Annotated in this window: 8 protein-coding genes; 3 read left to right on the top strand and 5 right to left on the bottom strand. The window is 60.4% G+C overall.

Annotated features, from left to right (window positions below):
* Positions 1-124 precede the first annotated feature (124 nt).
* Positions 125-7,066 (bottom strand): dermonecrotic toxin domain-containing protein, encoded by a 6,942-nt coding sequence (locus ACP7CZ_RS09825; RefSeq protein WP_294166396.1) that lies wholly within the window; start codon positions 7,064-7,066, stop codon positions 125-127.
* Positions 7,067-7,224: 158 nt separating this feature from the next.
* On the opposite strand from ACP7CZ_RS09825, the gene ACP7CZ_RS09820 reads away from it, so the two are divergent.
* Positions 7,225-8,493 (top strand): Hsp70 family protein, encoded by a 1,269-nt coding sequence (locus ACP7CZ_RS09820; RefSeq protein WP_034126391.1) that lies wholly within the window; start codon positions 7,225-7,227, stop codon positions 8,491-8,493.
* 620 nt (positions 8,494-9,113) lie between these two features.
* Here ACP7CZ_RS09820 and ACP7CZ_RS09815 read toward each other — a convergent pair.
* From ACP7CZ_RS09815 to ACP7CZ_RS09805, 3 genes are all read right to left on the bottom strand, one after another.
* Positions 9,114-10,127 carry an AI-2E family transporter gene (locus tag ACP7CZ_RS09815; RefSeq protein WP_003188124.1) on the bottom strand — a complete coding sequence of 338 codons (1,014 nt, stop codon included), beginning with the start codon at positions 10,125-10,127 and terminating at the stop codon, positions 9,114-9,116.
* A gap of 242 nt (positions 10,128-10,369) precedes the next feature.
* Complete coding sequence (locus tag ACP7CZ_RS09810) at positions 10,370-10,669, bottom strand: PsiF family protein (protein ID WP_003188123.1); 300 nt, start codon at positions 10,667-10,669, stop codon at positions 10,370-10,372.
* A 71-nt stretch (positions 10,670-10,740) separates the two neighbouring features.
* Complete coding sequence (locus ACP7CZ_RS09805; RefSeq protein WP_181124976.1) at positions 10,741-11,529, bottom strand: AraC family transcriptional regulator; 789 nt, start codon at positions 11,527-11,529, stop codon at positions 10,741-10,743.
* A gap of 98 nt (positions 11,530-11,627) precedes the next feature.
* Here ACP7CZ_RS09805 and ACP7CZ_RS09800 point away from each other — a divergent pair, with 98 nt between their 5' ends.
* Both ACP7CZ_RS09800 and ACP7CZ_RS09795 read left to right on the top strand, forming a co-directional pair.
* On the top strand, positions 11,628-12,518 hold the full coding sequence (locus ACP7CZ_RS09800; RefSeq protein WP_034125675.1) for a DMT family transporter: 891 nt from the start codon (positions 11,628-11,630) through the stop codon (positions 12,516-12,518).
* Between the two features lie 97 nt (positions 12,519-12,615).
* Complete coding sequence (locus ACP7CZ_RS09795) at positions 12,616-13,146, top strand: ferritin-like domain-containing protein (RefSeq protein WP_034125674.1); 531 nt, start codon at positions 12,616-12,618, stop codon at positions 13,144-13,146.
* 113 nt (positions 13,147-13,259) lie between these two features.
* On the opposite strand, the gene ACP7CZ_RS09790 is transcribed toward ACP7CZ_RS09795, so the two are convergent.
* Positions 13,260-15,326, bottom strand: coding sequence for an AsmA family protein (locus tag ACP7CZ_RS09790; protein WP_054896373.1), 2,067 nt, complete (start codon positions 15,324-15,326; stop codon positions 13,260-13,262).
* Between the last annotated feature and the right edge of the window lie 140 nt (positions 15,327-15,466).

Below are 15,466 nucleotides of genomic sequence, written 5' to 3'. Positions count from 1 at the left end.
ACACAGGGTCAGTGCAATCACTGTGTACCGCCTGGATATGCCCACAAGATTGGGGCAAAACCCGCCCTTTCAAGATGGGATATGGCTATTTACGACGACAGACCCTTTACTTACTCGGGTAGGATCAAGCAAACAGGTTTTTTATTGCCCCCTCAGTGTACTGATAATCCATGCGCAGCTCGGCGCCCGCTGAAATGTCTTCAGTGGCAAATACCGCCGTCAGTATCAAATTCTCGCGTTTGGTTCGCGCACCCTCCCCTACCCCCATCCACCTGTCTGCCTCGACATTGAAGCCCACCGCTTCAACGTTGTAGCCACTGGGGGCCTGGCGCAACGGTTTGCCCTGGGCGTCATACTCGAAGAGGGTATTGATTCTGGAAATAATATTATCCCCCGACAGGTGGATCGGCTCTTCCACCAGGGTATTGCCCCGCGCGACCTCCTTGCTTCCTACCCTCATGGTGTACGTCTGCCCGCTGGGTCCGAAGATCCCCATGGGCAATACCGTTCCGCCGTACACGCCGACGATCTCGCCCTTGGCGATACGCCGGTTGGCAACCACCGTGGCCTGGCCTATCAACGCGCTTTCACCGGGCGCTTTCATGTCCTGGGCCGTAAACGAACGTAGCTGGAGTTTCTCTTCATAGCGTGCGCCCACCTGCTCATAGCCCTGAAATTGAATGTAGGGCTTGATCTGCTCCGAGGTGTAGCGCACACCGGGAGCTATCGTGACCGCTTGCTCCAATTCGCGAATGCGGATCGCCCGGCCTTGATAGTCCCTGAGCGGGTATTTGCCGTTATTGGCACGGTTATAACTGCCGATGCGATTGGGGCTGGCCGTAAAGTGGATATCGCGACGCATATGGCGCAGTTCCTCCGCCGTGTAGGGCGTTACCGGCATGGACTCCGACGCGTCGAAAAACTCATCGTCGGAGCCCTGCGGCTTCATCCCACCCGCCAACCCCCTGCGCTTCCAGACCCCATGGATATCGGGCTTGGCTACCACCCCACTGCTGACCAGCGCCAACGGGTTCTGGGGTGCCTGCACCCGCAAGATGTAATGCTCGCCATCGCCCGCATCCGGCATGCTCGCGACAAAATACTGTTTGCCGTTGAAATCGATGGCTTTAGCCTCAGACAGTTGCAGCTCCTGACCCACAGGCTCCACCAACACTTCAAGGCTCGCAGTGGGCATCAACGCCTGCGCCACTTCATCGCGGGACAGGGTTTGAATCAGCTGTGCTTCTTCGATTGCAAACTGCCCCTGCAGTGCTTCGGCCTCACCGTCGAACACCGCCTTGGAGATTGCACCGGACTCGAAATCGCGCAACAACGCATTCATTTGTTCGTGATGGGGTTGGTTCTGCGCCTCGAACCGCGAGCGGTATTTGTTCGCGATGTAGTCTTGCCAGAATTCCCTGGCGAGCATGGCTTGAAACTCATGCACCGAATTATCCAGGCCGATCACCTTATCGTACGCAGCATCCAGCATCGCCTGGCTGACGTTGCCGAAACGAATGAACCTGGTCTGCTGCGCCTGGCCAGGCAAGTCAAGCCGCTCTTTAAGGCCGTAACGATAGGCCAGCCTGATTTCCACTTCTTCCAGAGCCCTTAGAGCGTCAGCCTTCTGCGTCGCCGTCAGGTCTTCGCGGCTATTGATCGCAGTCCGGCGCTGGTCGATATCCGTAAGGGCGATCTTTTCCACTTCCTCCAGACGGAACAAGCCCCTGGACAGCTTCACCAGCGCGGCGCCCTGAGTCGAATCCAACGCCTGGGCCTTGGCATTGCTGGTCATCAGCAGGATTTCCAGATTACCGAAGGTCAACGCGGCACGGTCGCAACACGTCGCCTGGCCCGCCCATTCGAACATCTCCTTGCGCAGCTGCTCCGACTCGGCGCTGTGGCTGGCAATCGCGTCGATCACCTCCCACACCCGCTGCTGCACATCCTCATATTCAGCGGGCGCCACGTTCAGGTCTCTGAGCATGTCGAAAAAACCGTCCGAGCCTGGCAGTGCACGCAGGGTGGACCATTGGCTTTGGCGCTGGGCAAGCTGCTGCGTTGACAACCCTCTGGCCCAGCGCTGAAACGGCGCTGAGTCGCCAGTAACGGCCTGCGGCACAGTCACCTCCAGAGTGCTGCGCACCAACCTGTTGGCCGCTTGCTCCGGGTCGGTAAGCCGACGGTTGTAATCGGCGATTCGCGCCTGAGTTTCGGCGGACAAGGGGTTCAGGCCCAGGTCAGTGACGCTGGTTACCCGCAGGGATTGCGCCAACGCCTCGTCCGAGGGGGCAATCAGCGCATCGGGCAGCGTTGAAATCCGACTGCCCCTCAGGTACACCGCATCCAGGCTGGGCTGCGCCCCCAGCCCGGTGGGAAAGGTTTCAATATGGGTATTGCCCATCCCCAGCGAACGCAAATCCGTCATCTGGCTGAAATCCGGCGCGATATCAAGGGGGTTTGAATTGAGGATCAAGGCTCTGAGGGTGCTGCGCGACGCCAGCATCGCAGCCGACTCCGGGTTCAGGCGTATCTGGTTATTTTGCAACGACAGCCGGGTCAGGCCATGCATCTGCCCCAGCGCCGGCGGCAACTCGCGCAACTGGTTGCGCGACATGTCCAGCCAGCGTACGCCCTGATGGCGAGCGAGGAACCCCTCAGGCGAAGTACTGAGGTTCATGTTGCTCAGCTTGAGTGAGCCTACGTGGCTGAAGTCCGCATCCAGGTCGGGCAGGCTTGGCAGCGTCAGGCCGCTGAGGTCCAGCTCCAGGCCGAAGGGCTCGCCGTCGTTGGTGAGCTGTTGCGGGGTTTCACGGCGCCAGCAGCGCATGATGCGGTTGTGCGCCAGGTTGCGATCACGCAGTGACGCAGCATCGGTGGCGCGCTCCCCCACGCGCACATAGCGCTGGCGCTCGCCGCCGCCTGAAAATGCCCACGCGTTCAACTGCCTGAGCAGCACAGAAAACTCCTGCCAGCGCCGGTCCAGCTCGGTATCGGCGCCTTCGCCCCAGCTCCAGACAAGCTCCCGGGCCTTTTGCAGGGAATACTCGGGGTACATGTGCTGCACCATTTCCAGGCGTGGATTTCTGCTGTCAAAGGCGCCATCGAGAGCGCCTGACACAAGGTCGGGGCGTGACTGGTTCACGTCCTGCCAATACTTATCGAATGTTTCCCAGTAATCGTGTGGGAAGCGATTGCCATCAAGCAAGGTGACGTTATTGATCCGCACGATCGTTTCCAGTTGATCTGCCGGCGGAACAAGATTGTCCTGCGGTACCTGCAGCAGTCGATTGTGACGTAAGTCGACGCGCTCCAGCCCAGTCTGCGTCCTCAACCCCGAAGGCCAACGCTCGATTCGGGTGAAAGATAGATTCAGCGCTCTTAAATGCGGCATACCGCCGAAATCAGGCAATGTACCCAGCGGATTTTCCGAAAGATCCAGCACTTGCAAGGCATCCAGAGCGCTCAAGCTTGCCGCGCTACGCTCGCTCAGTTTCAGTTCATTGGAGGGCAGTTTCAACGACGTGAGCTGCTTCATATCGCCGATCACCGCCGGCAACTCGACCAACTCGGCGCCAGTCATGCTCAGGCTCTTGATATGCGTGAAATTTTCGAGGAACAACGAGCTGGAGTGCCCCTTCCATGTGAGCCCCGATAACGCCACTTCCTGGACATGACTGAAGTCGGCCTTCAGCGGCGGCAAATCCACCCAACGAATCTCGTCTTTTGAACGACGGATATTCAACTGGCTTCCGGTCTCGCGACGCCAGCAGCGTTTGATTGCATCACTCACACGCCATTCGGCGCTGTAGTACGCCAGGGCATGTGGCCCTCTGGAGCGAGCCCACGCTTTCAAGGATTTTTTCAGGTGGTGGTATTCCAGCTCACGACTGGCCAACCCGCCTGGGACATCTTCGCCCAGCGACTGAATAAACGCTGTGACTTGCTCCTCAGTGAATGATGGATACAACCGGCGTACCCGCTCTGCTGGAGAGCGCAGCACATTAGCCGCCACCCTTGCCATATGCCGAAAGCCCGGAGCGCCGCCCATCAAGCGGACCATCGGATCGTACTCGGGCTTGCGCAGCGGTTGGTCCTCCAGCACCGTGCGCAACGCCTGGCGCGAAAGAGGGCTGCGTTGAATCGCCTGCTTCAATTCGACCGCGCTGCCCAACCCGAGACGCTGACGCTCATCGGGCGCGAGTTGCTCCCAGATGGCGCTGTAGAAATCGCCGGGCATGGTTGCCTGGAACTCACCGCTGTCCAGCAGTATCAGGCTGCGCTTGTGCGGGAAGTCGGGGGAGCCGATGGCATCCATCAGCGTGCCCTCCGCCGAATACTGACGCAACTCCACCCGCGAGCCACGGTGCCAGCCCGGCAGGGTTTCCAGGGTGCGCAAGGCCAGGCGCTGACTGTCGAGGTGGGTCTGAGTGTCCAGGTGCAGCCCTTCGTAGGCGCGCGCCACGCGGGTTTCCTGCGCGCACCATTGAGCCTGCGTGGCCAACCGGTCAGGCAGGCGCCCGCTGCTGCGAAAAGCGGTCAGCTCATCCACAGCAGCGCCTTGCAGCAAGCGTTCGGCGGCCAGCGTCGGCAAGGCCGGGTAAGCATCCAGCACGCGCTGCACATCGGCGTCAGGCGTTGGGTTCAACGCACGGTAACGCTCCTCCAGCAGCGGTCCCTTGAGGCTATCAACGGCATCGCCAAGGTACTGGCGCAGCTTGGCGGCGCGAACGTCCAGCGACTCTTCGGGGCTGCCGGGGAATTCCTTGAGCTGCGGGTCGACGCCTTGCAAGGTGTACAGCAACTCCCTGAGTAAACGGCCCTGGGCCATGGCGGTCTCGGTCAACACCATCACGCGCTTGGGCAACAAGGGCGACGCATCGGCGCTTTCCCACACGACCTCGCCCGTTGGGCCGATGACTTTCAGCGCTACGCCATCAGGCAGCAGGCCGCGGCGTTGAAGCAGGTCAAACTGCAGTGCCGGTTCGGCCTTCTGGTAGACCAGCGGGTCACTGCTTTTGATTTGCTCGACAAAGGTAGTCAGTTGCTGATGCAGCTCGAAGCGCTTGATGGTGTCGTCAAGCAACAGCGGCAAGGGTTCATGATCGACCGCAACCTGGCGCAGAGCGTCAGTTTCGACGCCGCTGATACGCAACGGATCCGCCTGCTCGACCAGCCCGAGGCGCTTGATCAAGGTGGGCTCGTCCCAGGTCAGCGGTTCTTCCAGCTCATGGGTCCACACCCCGTTATGGTTGTGTTCCAATTCCGGCGCGTAGGCGTCGGGGCGAGTCGGGTGCTGAATACGGTACTGGCCGCTCGGGTCTTGCTTGACCTGGTAATGCGTATTCTCGAACGACACCCATTGCTGACCGGCATGATCGTACAGGCCCAACGTATTGGGCTTGACCTCTGGCGCCGGTTTGGTGGTAGAGGCATAGGGCCTGAGGTCGGGGTTCCACAGCACCTGCTTGCCCGTGGGCAGCGTCACCGGTTTGAGGTGATCCACTGCGCTTTGCCATTTGACGGCGGGCAGCACCTTGGACCCGGTGGCAATGAACGCTACGTTCAGGGCTACCGATGCAAAATGCGCCCACATCTGCCGGGGCTCGCCTTGATCGTAGGCCTCGATGCCTTCAAACACTTCGTAGCACATCTGCGATGCGCCCACGGCCAACATGATCGGGCCGAGCCCCGGCACCACGAACGCGGCCAGGTTGAATACGCTGACGGCCGCCTCGAAAAAGCCTTCCAGGCGTTCGAGCCGGGCCTTGCGGTCCTCGTCTTCGGTGGGCACGGCCACTGCGCGTGCATCGCTCAGGATCTTGCTGATATGCGCCTGGCGACTGCGCTGCCAAAGGTCACCGGCAAGGGCGAACTCTTGCATAGGCAAGCGCGCCAACGGCGTGCGCAACGGGTAGTCCGCGCCGCCATTGCCGTTACTGGCAGGCTGGTACAGACGGTTGAACCGGGTGAAGAACCCGCCTTGTTCGCGCACCGGCACAAAGCGGCTGAAGAAGCGCCGGTACGATGCGCTGTGCAGACGGGTACGCAAGTCGGCCATGAATTCGCCACTGGACGCATACTCCTTGAGGGGCTGTTGCGGGTCGCCGGGGATGTACACCACCAGAGGCTCGGGGCGGTTGGTGTTTTGCCGATCAGGGCCGATCAGCAGCGGCCCCACCAATACGCTGTCGAACACGTTGAGCGCGGTGTATGTCACAGGCTTTCCGGCCAGTTTCGGCGTGGCGGAGCCCGTGACCACATTCTGGAGCATCTGGCAGGCGTCGGCACTGAGCGGTCCGGTGCTTTGCAACCGGGCAATATCGATGCACAGTGCCAACTGCTCGCGTTGATGCTCTTCCAACAGCTGTTCAAGCGCCTGGCGTTCATCCGCGTCCTGGGGCTCTACAATGGCCTTGATATGCGCCTGATAAAGCGCGCCAAGGTCCAATGTGCGGCAAAGCCTGGCGAAAGCATGGGGCGTGATCGCCACCGCCTGTGCCTGGACGGCCGCGAAGGTCGCAATGATGTGGGGGTTTTCTAGGTTGAAGGTGGTGATCAGTTGGCAATCGGTGCATGACGACGGCTGCTCTTCATCGGCCTCGAAATTGGCCAGGGCTGCTTCCAACAGGGAAATGCCGCGATACCTGTAGCTCAGTGACGGGTCGTTTTGCTGCTCGAAAACAAAGGCACCGTAGAAGTCATCGCGAGCACCTTTTGAGCCGTATTTGCGCACGAAAAATACATTGCGCACATCCAGTTCCAGGTTGAATTCTTTCTTGATCGCCTCTTTGAGCGGCTGTTCGGCGAAGGCCAGGACGTCTTCAATCTGGCCCAGGTGCTCTTCAATTGCATTGAGCGTTTCGCGAAAGCGCGTGTGCCGGACAGCCAGAGTGGTTTTGTCTTGGTGAGTGGCGGCCAGGTACCAGGCAGGAATATCCATCTCGTGCGTGCCTAGCTCTTGCTGGCGTTGCGGCGAGCCTTCCATGAACCAGTTCGGCACGCGTTGTTTGAGAAAGTCGTAATGCACGCCGCGCAGGTCGGCGTTGAAGGTTGCATCAGGCATAGCGATTCGTCCGTGAGGGCAGTAAAACCCGAGCCTAACCAAGCCCCTGCCGGTTCAAGACGTAGCTATATAGCGCGAATTTACGGATCGCCGGTCTACGCATCCGCTCGCGAGTGACATACACTGCGCGGCCGTTTTTTGCCCGGAACCTGTAAGACATGAAAAACGAATCTCCAGCCCGTGCCTGCGGCATCGACTTCGGCACGTCCAACTCCACCGTCGGCTGGATCCGCCCCGGCGAGGAGACGCTGATCGCGCTGGAGGACGACAAGATCACCCTGCCGTCAGTGGTGTTCTTCAACTTCGAGGAGCGCCGGCCGGTATATGGTCGCCTGGCGCTGCACGAATACCTGGAGAACTACGAAGGCCGCCTGATGCGCTCGCTCAAGAGCCTGCTGGGTTCCAAGCTGATCAAGCACGACACCAGCGTGCTCGGCACTGCCATGCCCTTCACCGACCTGCTGGCACTGTTTATCGGCCAACTCAAGAGCCGCGCCGAAGCCAACGCCGGTCGTGAATTCGAAGAAGTGGTACTGGGCCGCCCGGTATTCTTCGTCGATGACGACCCGATGGCCGACCAGGAAGCGGAAAACACCCTGGTGGATGTGGCGCGCAAAATCGGCTTCAAGGACATCTCGTTCCAGTACGAACCGATTGCAGCGGCGTTCGACTATGAGTCGACCATCGAGAAAGAAGAGCTGGTGTTGATCGTCGATATCGGCGGTGGTACCTCCGACTTCTCCCTGGTGCGCCTGTCGCCGGATCGTCGTCACAACGACAATCGCCAGAGCGACATCCTCGCCACCGGCGGCGTGCACATCGGCGGTACCGACTTCGACAAACAGCTCAGCCTGCAAGGCATGATGCCGCTGTTCGGCTACGGCAGCCGCATGAAGAGCGGCGCCTACATGCCCACCAGCCACCACATGAACCTGGCCACCTGGCACACCATCAACTCGGTGTACTCGCAAAAATCCCAGCTGGCCCTGGGCAGCATGCGCTACGACATCGAAGACACCGGCGGCATCGACCGCCTGTTCAAACTGATCGAACAGCGCGCCGGGCACTGGCTTGCCATGGAAGTGGAAGAAACCAAGATCCAGCTCACCCATCAAGACAGCCGCCACGTGCCGCTGGACCGCATCGAAGCGGGCCTGAGCGTAGACCTGAGCCGCGCACTGTTCGAGTCGTCCATCGACAGCTTGCTGGAACGTGTACGCGGCAGCGTCACGCAGTTGCTCAACGACGCCTCGGTGAGCGTGGCGCAGGTGGACACGGTGTTCTTTACCGGCGGCTCCAGCGGCATCCCGGCGCTGCGCCACAGCATCTCTGCAATGCTGCCGAATGCGCGGCATGTGGAAGGCAATATCTTCGGCAGCATTGGCAGTGGTTTGGCGATTGAGGCGAGCAAGCGCTACGGCAGCTGAGTTTCAGCTGAAACCGTGGCGCGCCCACTTGACGGTAACCACGATGCGAAGCGAGCCGCTTTTGATCTTGATCTGCTTTTGATCTTAGGCGCCCCGTTAAACCACGCTGGCCGGAATTCGACAGGGATTTGGGGGGTAAACCGGCAGGGATGCCGGTTTAGCCGCCCCGCGCCATGGATGGCGCGTGGCGGCGGCCCCCCAAATCACTGGCGAATTACGGGCACACCGAGCCCAAGCGAGGTGCCGAGTGGTGGGGCAAGAGCGTTTTGCTTACTTTTGCGCTTTTCAAAAGTGAGCCGCCGTCAGGGCGGAACCCTAAGTGGCCGTTACCTAAATAACGGATATGTACGCGGTCAAATCCAACATCCCGGTCGGCAGTCAGGCCGCCTTCGCGAGCAAGCCCGCTCCCACAGTTTGATCGCGGGGCGTCAGATAGATAGGGGCCGGCTGTGAGGCCGTCATCGCAGGCAAGCCAGCTCCCACAATTTGATCGGGTTGTGTCAGGTAGATAGGCTTCGGCTGCAGGCCGTCATCGCAGGCAAGCCAGCTCCCCCAGGTGATCGCATTTCAACGTGGGAGCGGGCTTGCCCGCGATGGCGTCAGCCCAGGCGACACAAGGCTTAAACCATCCCACCCAGCTTCAGCTCGCTCTTCAGATAGGCATAGTAAATCGGCCCCGCCACCACCCCCGGCAGGCCGAACGCTGCCTCAAACACCAGCATCGCCAACAACAACTCCCATGACTTGGCACTGATCTGCCCGCCGACGATTCGCGCGTTGAGGAAGTACTCGACCTTGTGGATCACGATCAAATACCCCAGTGCCGCCACCGCCACCCAGATCGACAGCGACAGCGCCACGATGGTGATCAGGGTGTTGGAGATCAGGTTGCCAATCACTGGCAGCAGACCGAGCAGGAAGGTCAGCACGATCAGGGTCTTGGTCAACGGCAGGTGAATGCCGCATAACGGCAGCACCACTGCCAGGAACACCGCGGTGAAGGCGGTGTTGAGCGCGGCGATCTTGATCTGGGCGAACACGATATTGCGAAACGCCTGGACCAGCAGGTGCAGGCGGTCGAACAGCGCGGCGGCCAAGGGTTTGCGCTTGGTCAGGTCGGGCACGCGCTGCAAGGCGATGATCGCACCCAGCACCATGCCGATCAGCAAGGTGACGAACATGTGGGCGGCGTCTTTGCCGACCAGTTGCAGTTCGCTCAAGTGCTTGCTTAGCCAATCGCCAATGGCCACGCGAAACTCCGCGGCGCTGGCGGGCAAATAGGCGTCGATGGACGGCGGTAATTGACCGCGCGCGCGGTCGACCACGCCCATGAATTTGTCCAGGGAAGCCCCCGGGTTTTCCGCTTCGTGGAGCAGGAAGCTGATGGCGCCGGCGAAGATCAAGGCCAACACGCTGACGATCAGGGTGCCCAGCAAGGCCACCGCCAGCCAACGCGCGCGCCGGCCTTCGATCAGGCGTTGCAGTTGAGGGGTGAGCATGTTGACCAGTTCATAGACCAACAGGCCGGCCAGCAGGCTGGGCAGCAATTTCAGCGGCAGTACCAGCAGCAACCCGCCGAAAATGATGATGTAGCTGGACAGCAACAACACATGACGCTGAGAAAACGTTGGCATACAGCCTCAAAACAAACGGCGTTGAAGGATGTTGTAGGAGCGAGCTTACTGTGGCGAGGGAGCTTGCTCCCGCTGGGCTGCGAAGCAGCCCCAAACCATTGAGCCGGTGTGCACCAGGCATACTCGTCTGTTCGGTTTGGGAGCGCTTCGCGCTCCAGCGGGAGCAAGCTCCCTCGCCACACTTACTCGCTCCTACAAAGGGGCTGTGTGCGAGTGTCGCAGCCTTCTATGGCCCGGGGCTATTATTTCTTCAGGCAAGTGCTCATGAAGGTTTTGCGCGCATCACCGGCCAAGGCTTGGGTTTTCGCCGACGCATTGCAATCTTTCATCTTCTGCTGCTGCGGGGTCAGGGTCTTGGCGTCGTTGGCGGCAGGTGCCGACAGGCAGGTCTTCATGAAGGCCTTACGGTCATCGCCCTTGAGCGTCTTGGTGGTGGCCTCGGCATTGCAGGTGGTCATTTTGTTCTGCTGGGCAGTGGCGGCAAAACCCTGGGCACACATCAGCAGGCCCATCATCAACAACGGAATACGCAGCATCTTCATGGAGTTTTCTCCCTGTTACCGTGCCGACGGGCACGACCTACAGCGCAGTGTAGTCAAAACCTGTTACAACTTCACCGGCCACGAATATTCGCCCGCCGGTATTGCTCCGGCGTGCAGCCGGCGTGACGTTGGAACATGGCGATAAACGCCGAGGCGGTGCTGTAGCCCAGATCAAACGCCACGTGTTGCACACTGCGGTCGCTGTCCAGCGCCTCGATGGCCGCCAGGTAGCGCAGGCGCTGGCGCCATTCGCCAAAGCTCATGCCCAGCTCGCGCACAAACTGGCGCGCCAGGGTGCGCTCGCTCACATGCACCTGCTCGGCCCATTGCGCCAGTGGCCGGTTGTCTCCCGGCTCTGCCTGCATGCCCTCCAAGACCCCAAGCAATCCCGGGTGGCGGGCGTAGGGCAGGAAGCAGTCGTGGACCGGCGCCTCCCTGAGCTGGTCCACCAGCACCTGGGCCAGGCGGATGTCGGCGTCGGTGCGCGGTGCATTGACATCGCGCAGGGCGAAATCCTTGAGGATCGCCTTGAGAATGTCGCTGATCGCCAGCGTGCAAGGCTGCTGTGGCAACTGCTCGCACAGCTGCGGCGCCAGCCCTACGGAGTGGTAGACAATCGCCTCGGCATTGTAGGAGCTGTGCTCGGTATGCGGCGGCACCCACACCGCGTATTGCGGTGGCGACATGAAGCGATTGCCCGCCACTTCCATGCGCATCACACCGCTGGCCGAGTAATCCAGCGAGCCCCAGGTGTGCTGGTGCGGGGTGCATTCGGTGTCCGGGGCAAAATCGGAATACCGAAAGTACACCGGGCTTGGCAGGCGGGCAAAATCGGGCAGGCGCACGGTATGTCGGGACATATTGTCTGGATTCAACGCTTAGTTGTCTGGATCGCAGTATAGGCTTCGATCCAGACAGAGGATAATCCTGCCTCGTCAACACACTGGATTTCTTTTCAATGCAATACGCGTATCCGCTGCTGGCTATCTTTATCTGGGCCGGCAACACCGTGGTCAACAAATTGGCCGTGGGCTCGATCTTCCCGGCTGAAATCGGCTTTTACCGCTGGCTGTTCGCTGCGTTGCTGTTCACGCCGTTCATGCTCAAGCCGGTGATCGCCCACTGGCCGCAGATCCGCCCCAACCTGGGCAAGATCTTTATCCTCGGCGTACTCGGCATGGCGGTGTATCAAAGCCTGGCCTACTACGCCGCAACGCTGACCAGTGCCACCAACATGGGCATCATCCTCTCGCTGATGCCACTGATGGCGTTGACCGCCGCGATTATCAGCCTCGGCCAACGCCTGACCTTTGGCGCGCTGACCGGCGCGGTGCTGTCGTTCGCAGGCGTGGTAGTGGTGGTGTCGGCCGGCAGCCTGGGCGCCTTGCTGCAACATGGGGTCAACCTGGGCGACGGCATGATGCTGGTGGCGACCCTGGCTTATGCGGTCTACAGCACCCTGCTGAAAAAATGGCAACTGCGCCTGCCGCCCTTGGTGCTGCTGTATTTGCAGGTGCTGGTCGCGGTGGTGGTGCTGCTGCCGCTGTATCTGTTCTCGGCCAAGGCCGGTTTGGGCTGGGCGAATATTCCGCTGGTGCTATATGCCTGCCTGCTGGCTTCGATGCTGGCACCGCTGGCGTGGATGCACTCGGTCAAGACCCTGGGGCCAAGCCGTACCACACTGTTTTTCAACCTGCTGCCGTTGATTACCGCGCTGATTGCAGCCGTGGTGCTGAAGGAGGAGTTGGCGCTGTATCACCTGGTGGGGGGCTTGCTGACCCTGGGTGGAGTAATTCTGTCAGAGCGTTGGACCACACCGGTCAGACGCCCTCAGGACACATCCTGTTAAATCCGATAAAACTTTTCGCCTGGCCCGGGACTCACAACCAATAGCGATCACGCCGGCAGAGCGTGGCGTACAACCGGATTAGCCCCAGGAGATTGAAATGACTGAAGCACGATTGACTGACGTTGCAACCCTGCGCAGCCGCGCCCGCCAGAACGTCGAAAACGGCGCCGTGACCGAAGGCTATGACGCCGACCGCGAAGAAATCATCCGCCTGCTCAACGAGTCGCTGGCCACCGAACTGGTCTGCGTGTTGCGCTACAAGCGTCACTACTTCATGGCCAACGGCCTCAAGGCCAGCGTGGCTGCTGATGAGTTCCTGGAACATGCGACCCAGGAAGCCGAGCACGCTGACAAACTGGCCGAGCGTATCGTGCAACTGGGCGGCGAGCCGGAGTTCAACCCCGACCTGCTGTCGAAAAACTCCCATGCGCAATACGTGGCGGGCAACACCTTGAAGGAAATGGTCTACGAAGACCTGGTGGCCGAGCGGATCGCGGTAGACAGCTACCGCGAGATCATCCAGTACATCGGTGACAAAGACCCGACTACCCGTCGCATCTTCGAAGACATCCTGGCTCAGGAAGAAGAACACGCCGACGATATGGCGGATATTCTGCAGGATCTGTAATAACTAACACCGCAACATCCCCCTGTGGGAGCGGGCTTGCTCGCGATAGCGTTGGATCAGTTGATAAATCATTGACTGATACTCCGCTATCGCGAGCAAGCCCGCTCCCACAGTTACTTCACGGTCTTGGGCGCCTTGCCTTCCTTCATCTGTTGCAGCAACGGTGCGCACTCATTGGGCTCGCCACCGCTTGGGGCAACCAAGGCGAGCAAGCCAGCAGCAGGCCCGGCGATCACGCCGAGGGCGACCATGCCCGCACCGCGTAGCGCCAACGGAATGGCTTTCACGCCAGCATTGGGCTTGATGAAAGGTCCATTGACGTAGAGCGGTGAACGCAGGGAGAACAGGCGAAAGCCCTTGGATTCCGGCGTGATGGTCAGGTCCAACTGCTCGGTGGCCATATTCGCGGTGCCGTCGATGTAGATGATCGCGTTCTCGGTATCGAACACAAACAGCCGCGTGGTCGCCAGGCCAGTCTTGATGCCGAAGTCCGCCGCTGCGCAGTTGATCTTCACTTCCTCGTCGCCGAACAGGCGGCCGACCACGTAGTTGCCCACGTTGAGCCCGGCGATTTCCATCAGGCTTCGGCTGATGGCGCCATCGTTGATGAGCATCTTCAGGTCACCGTTGGACGTGCCCAACAGTGCCGCCACCGAGTTGCCGCGCCCGGAAATATCGGCATCGCCGTTGAGTTCACCGAAGCTGGTTTTCATCGGTTCGAAAGTCGGGAACAGCTGCTTGAGCTTGAAGTTGCGCGCCGTCAGCTTGGCGCGGCCCTCCATCGGCGTAGTGCGGCCGTTCAAGCGAATCTGCGCATCAAGCTTCCCACCGGCCACGCCAAAGCGCAGGGGTTCAAGGCTCAGTTGGCCGTCGTTGAGCACCAGGTGGGTGTAGAGGTCGGTAAAGGGCAAGTCGGCACTGTGCACGATACGCTTGCCGGTGAACTCCACATCGGCATCCATCTCGCGCCAGCGTTCGGTGCGGAACTCTTCAACCGGCAGCACTTTGGTCGCCGGTTGCTTGCTTTCACCGCCACGGGCTTTTTGCTCGGCATTGGAATCTGCGCCAATCAGCGGCGCCAGGTCATCCATCAGCAGTTGGTTGGACACCAGCGCGCCGCTGAGCTTGGGCCGTGGCTGGCTGGCAACATAGGCCAGGTCGCCGTGGATGTCGCTGTTGCCAATCTTGCCGTTGAAATTCTCGTAGCGAAAGGAGGCGCCGCTGGCCTCATGCAGTTTGGCGATCAGGTGGCCGTCGGTGGAATAGGCCGGCGAATCCGGCAGGGTCACGCCGGTCAGCGGATACAGGTTGCCCAGGCTGCTGCCCGACAGTTTCAGGCGCAGGTCCAGGGCACCGAGGTTCAGCGGGTCGGTCAGGGTGCCGGCCAGGGCGATGCTGGTGTCCGCGATCTTGACTTGGGCTTGCAGCGGGAACGGCTTGGCCGCGTCCTGCAAGGCCAGCAAGCCACCGATCTTGCCAGTGCCCGCGAGTTTCTGGCCGTGGTACTGGCCTTTGACCTTGAGGCCGAACGCGTAGTCCTGGGGCGCCGAGCCTTTTTCCAGGGCTTTTTTGGCATCGGCATCGCCGACGATTTCACCGAAGGGAATCGGCTTGCCCAGCGGGTCGATGATCACATCCAACTGGGTCTTGAGGCTTTGATCGTCAAGGGTCACATGGCCTTTGTCAAAGCCGATGGCGCCAATATCCACCACCCAATTGGACGGTTCGGCGTTGGGGTCCTTGGGGTCGAACTTGAACGTCCAGTTGGCGCGGCCATCAGCCAGGCGCTGCAACTGGGCACTGGGTTCGGTGAGGTCGATGCGCGGGATCACCACACGCTGCACCAGCAAGGCCAGGGGCGAAATGCGCAGCTCAACCTTCTTGAGCGTGACCATCTGCGGTTGTTTCGACCAATCGGGGTTACCCAGAGTCAGGTCTTCGGCAATCACATGGGGCCACGGCACCCAGCCGCGCCAGCCGCCTTCATCGGGCTCACGCTGCCACACCACGGCGAGGTTGCCGTTGATGGCGAACGGACGATGCAGTTCTTCGGAGACCTTGGCATTGAGGGGCGGTTTGATGCGGTTCCAGTCGAAGAACACCAACACCAGTACCACGATGGCAATCAACAGAACGAAGCTGGCGCAGCTCCAAGCGAGAATTTTACGAGTGCGCGTCATTGCACAGGACTCCTGAATACGACTGGCTGGGCAACAGCCTTTTAAACAGCTTATAGGACTACGACTGGCAAAGTGCCTGGGGGTTTAACACAACCGCGGATTTAACCGAAAAAAGCGATTTTCCTGATCAACCAGACAAT

The sequence above is a fragment of the Pseudomonas sp. DWP2-2 genome, from assembly GCF_049897065.1.
GTDB classification, from domain to species: Bacteria; Pseudomonadota; Gammaproteobacteria; order Pseudomonadales; family Pseudomonadaceae; genus Aquipseudomonas; species Aquipseudomonas paracarnis.
The sequence above is the reverse complement of the archived record's forward strand: the minus strand, read 5'-3'. Positions and strand labels throughout refer to the sequence as shown.

What these genes read in the sequence shown, in the direction of transcription:
- ACP7CZ_RS09815 (WP_003188124.1), bottom strand. Translation starts at nt 10,127, where the DNA reads ATGCCAACGTTTTCTCAGCGTCATGTGTTGTTGCTGTCCAGCTACATC.
- ACP7CZ_RS09820 (WP_034126391.1), top strand. Translation starts at nt 7,225, where the DNA reads ATGAAAAACGAATCTCCAGCCCGTGCCTGCGGCATCGACTTCGGCACG.
- ACP7CZ_RS09800 (WP_034125675.1), top strand. Translation starts at nt 11,628, where the DNA reads ATGCAATACGCGTATCCGCTGCTGGCTATCTTTATCTGGGCCGGCAAC.
- ACP7CZ_RS09810 (WP_003188123.1), bottom strand. Translation starts at nt 10,669, where the DNA reads ATGAAGATGCTGCGTATTCCGTTGTTGATGATGGGCCTGCTGATGTGT.
- ACP7CZ_RS09795 (WP_034125674.1), top strand. Translation starts at nt 12,616, where the DNA reads ATGACTGAAGCACGATTGACTGACGTTGCAACCCTGCGCAGCCGCGCC.
- ACP7CZ_RS09805 (WP_181124976.1), bottom strand. Translation starts at nt 11,529, where the DNA reads ATGTCCCGACATACCGTGCGCCTGCCCGATTTTGCCCGCCTGCCAAGC.
- ACP7CZ_RS09825 (WP_294166396.1), bottom strand. Translation starts at nt 7,066, where the DNA reads ATGCCTGATGCAACCTTCAACGCCGACCTGCGCGGCGTGCATTACGAC.
- ACP7CZ_RS09790 (WP_054896373.1), bottom strand. Translation starts at nt 15,326, where the DNA reads ATGACGCGCACTCGTAAAATTCTCGCTTGGAGCTGCGCCAGCTTCGTT.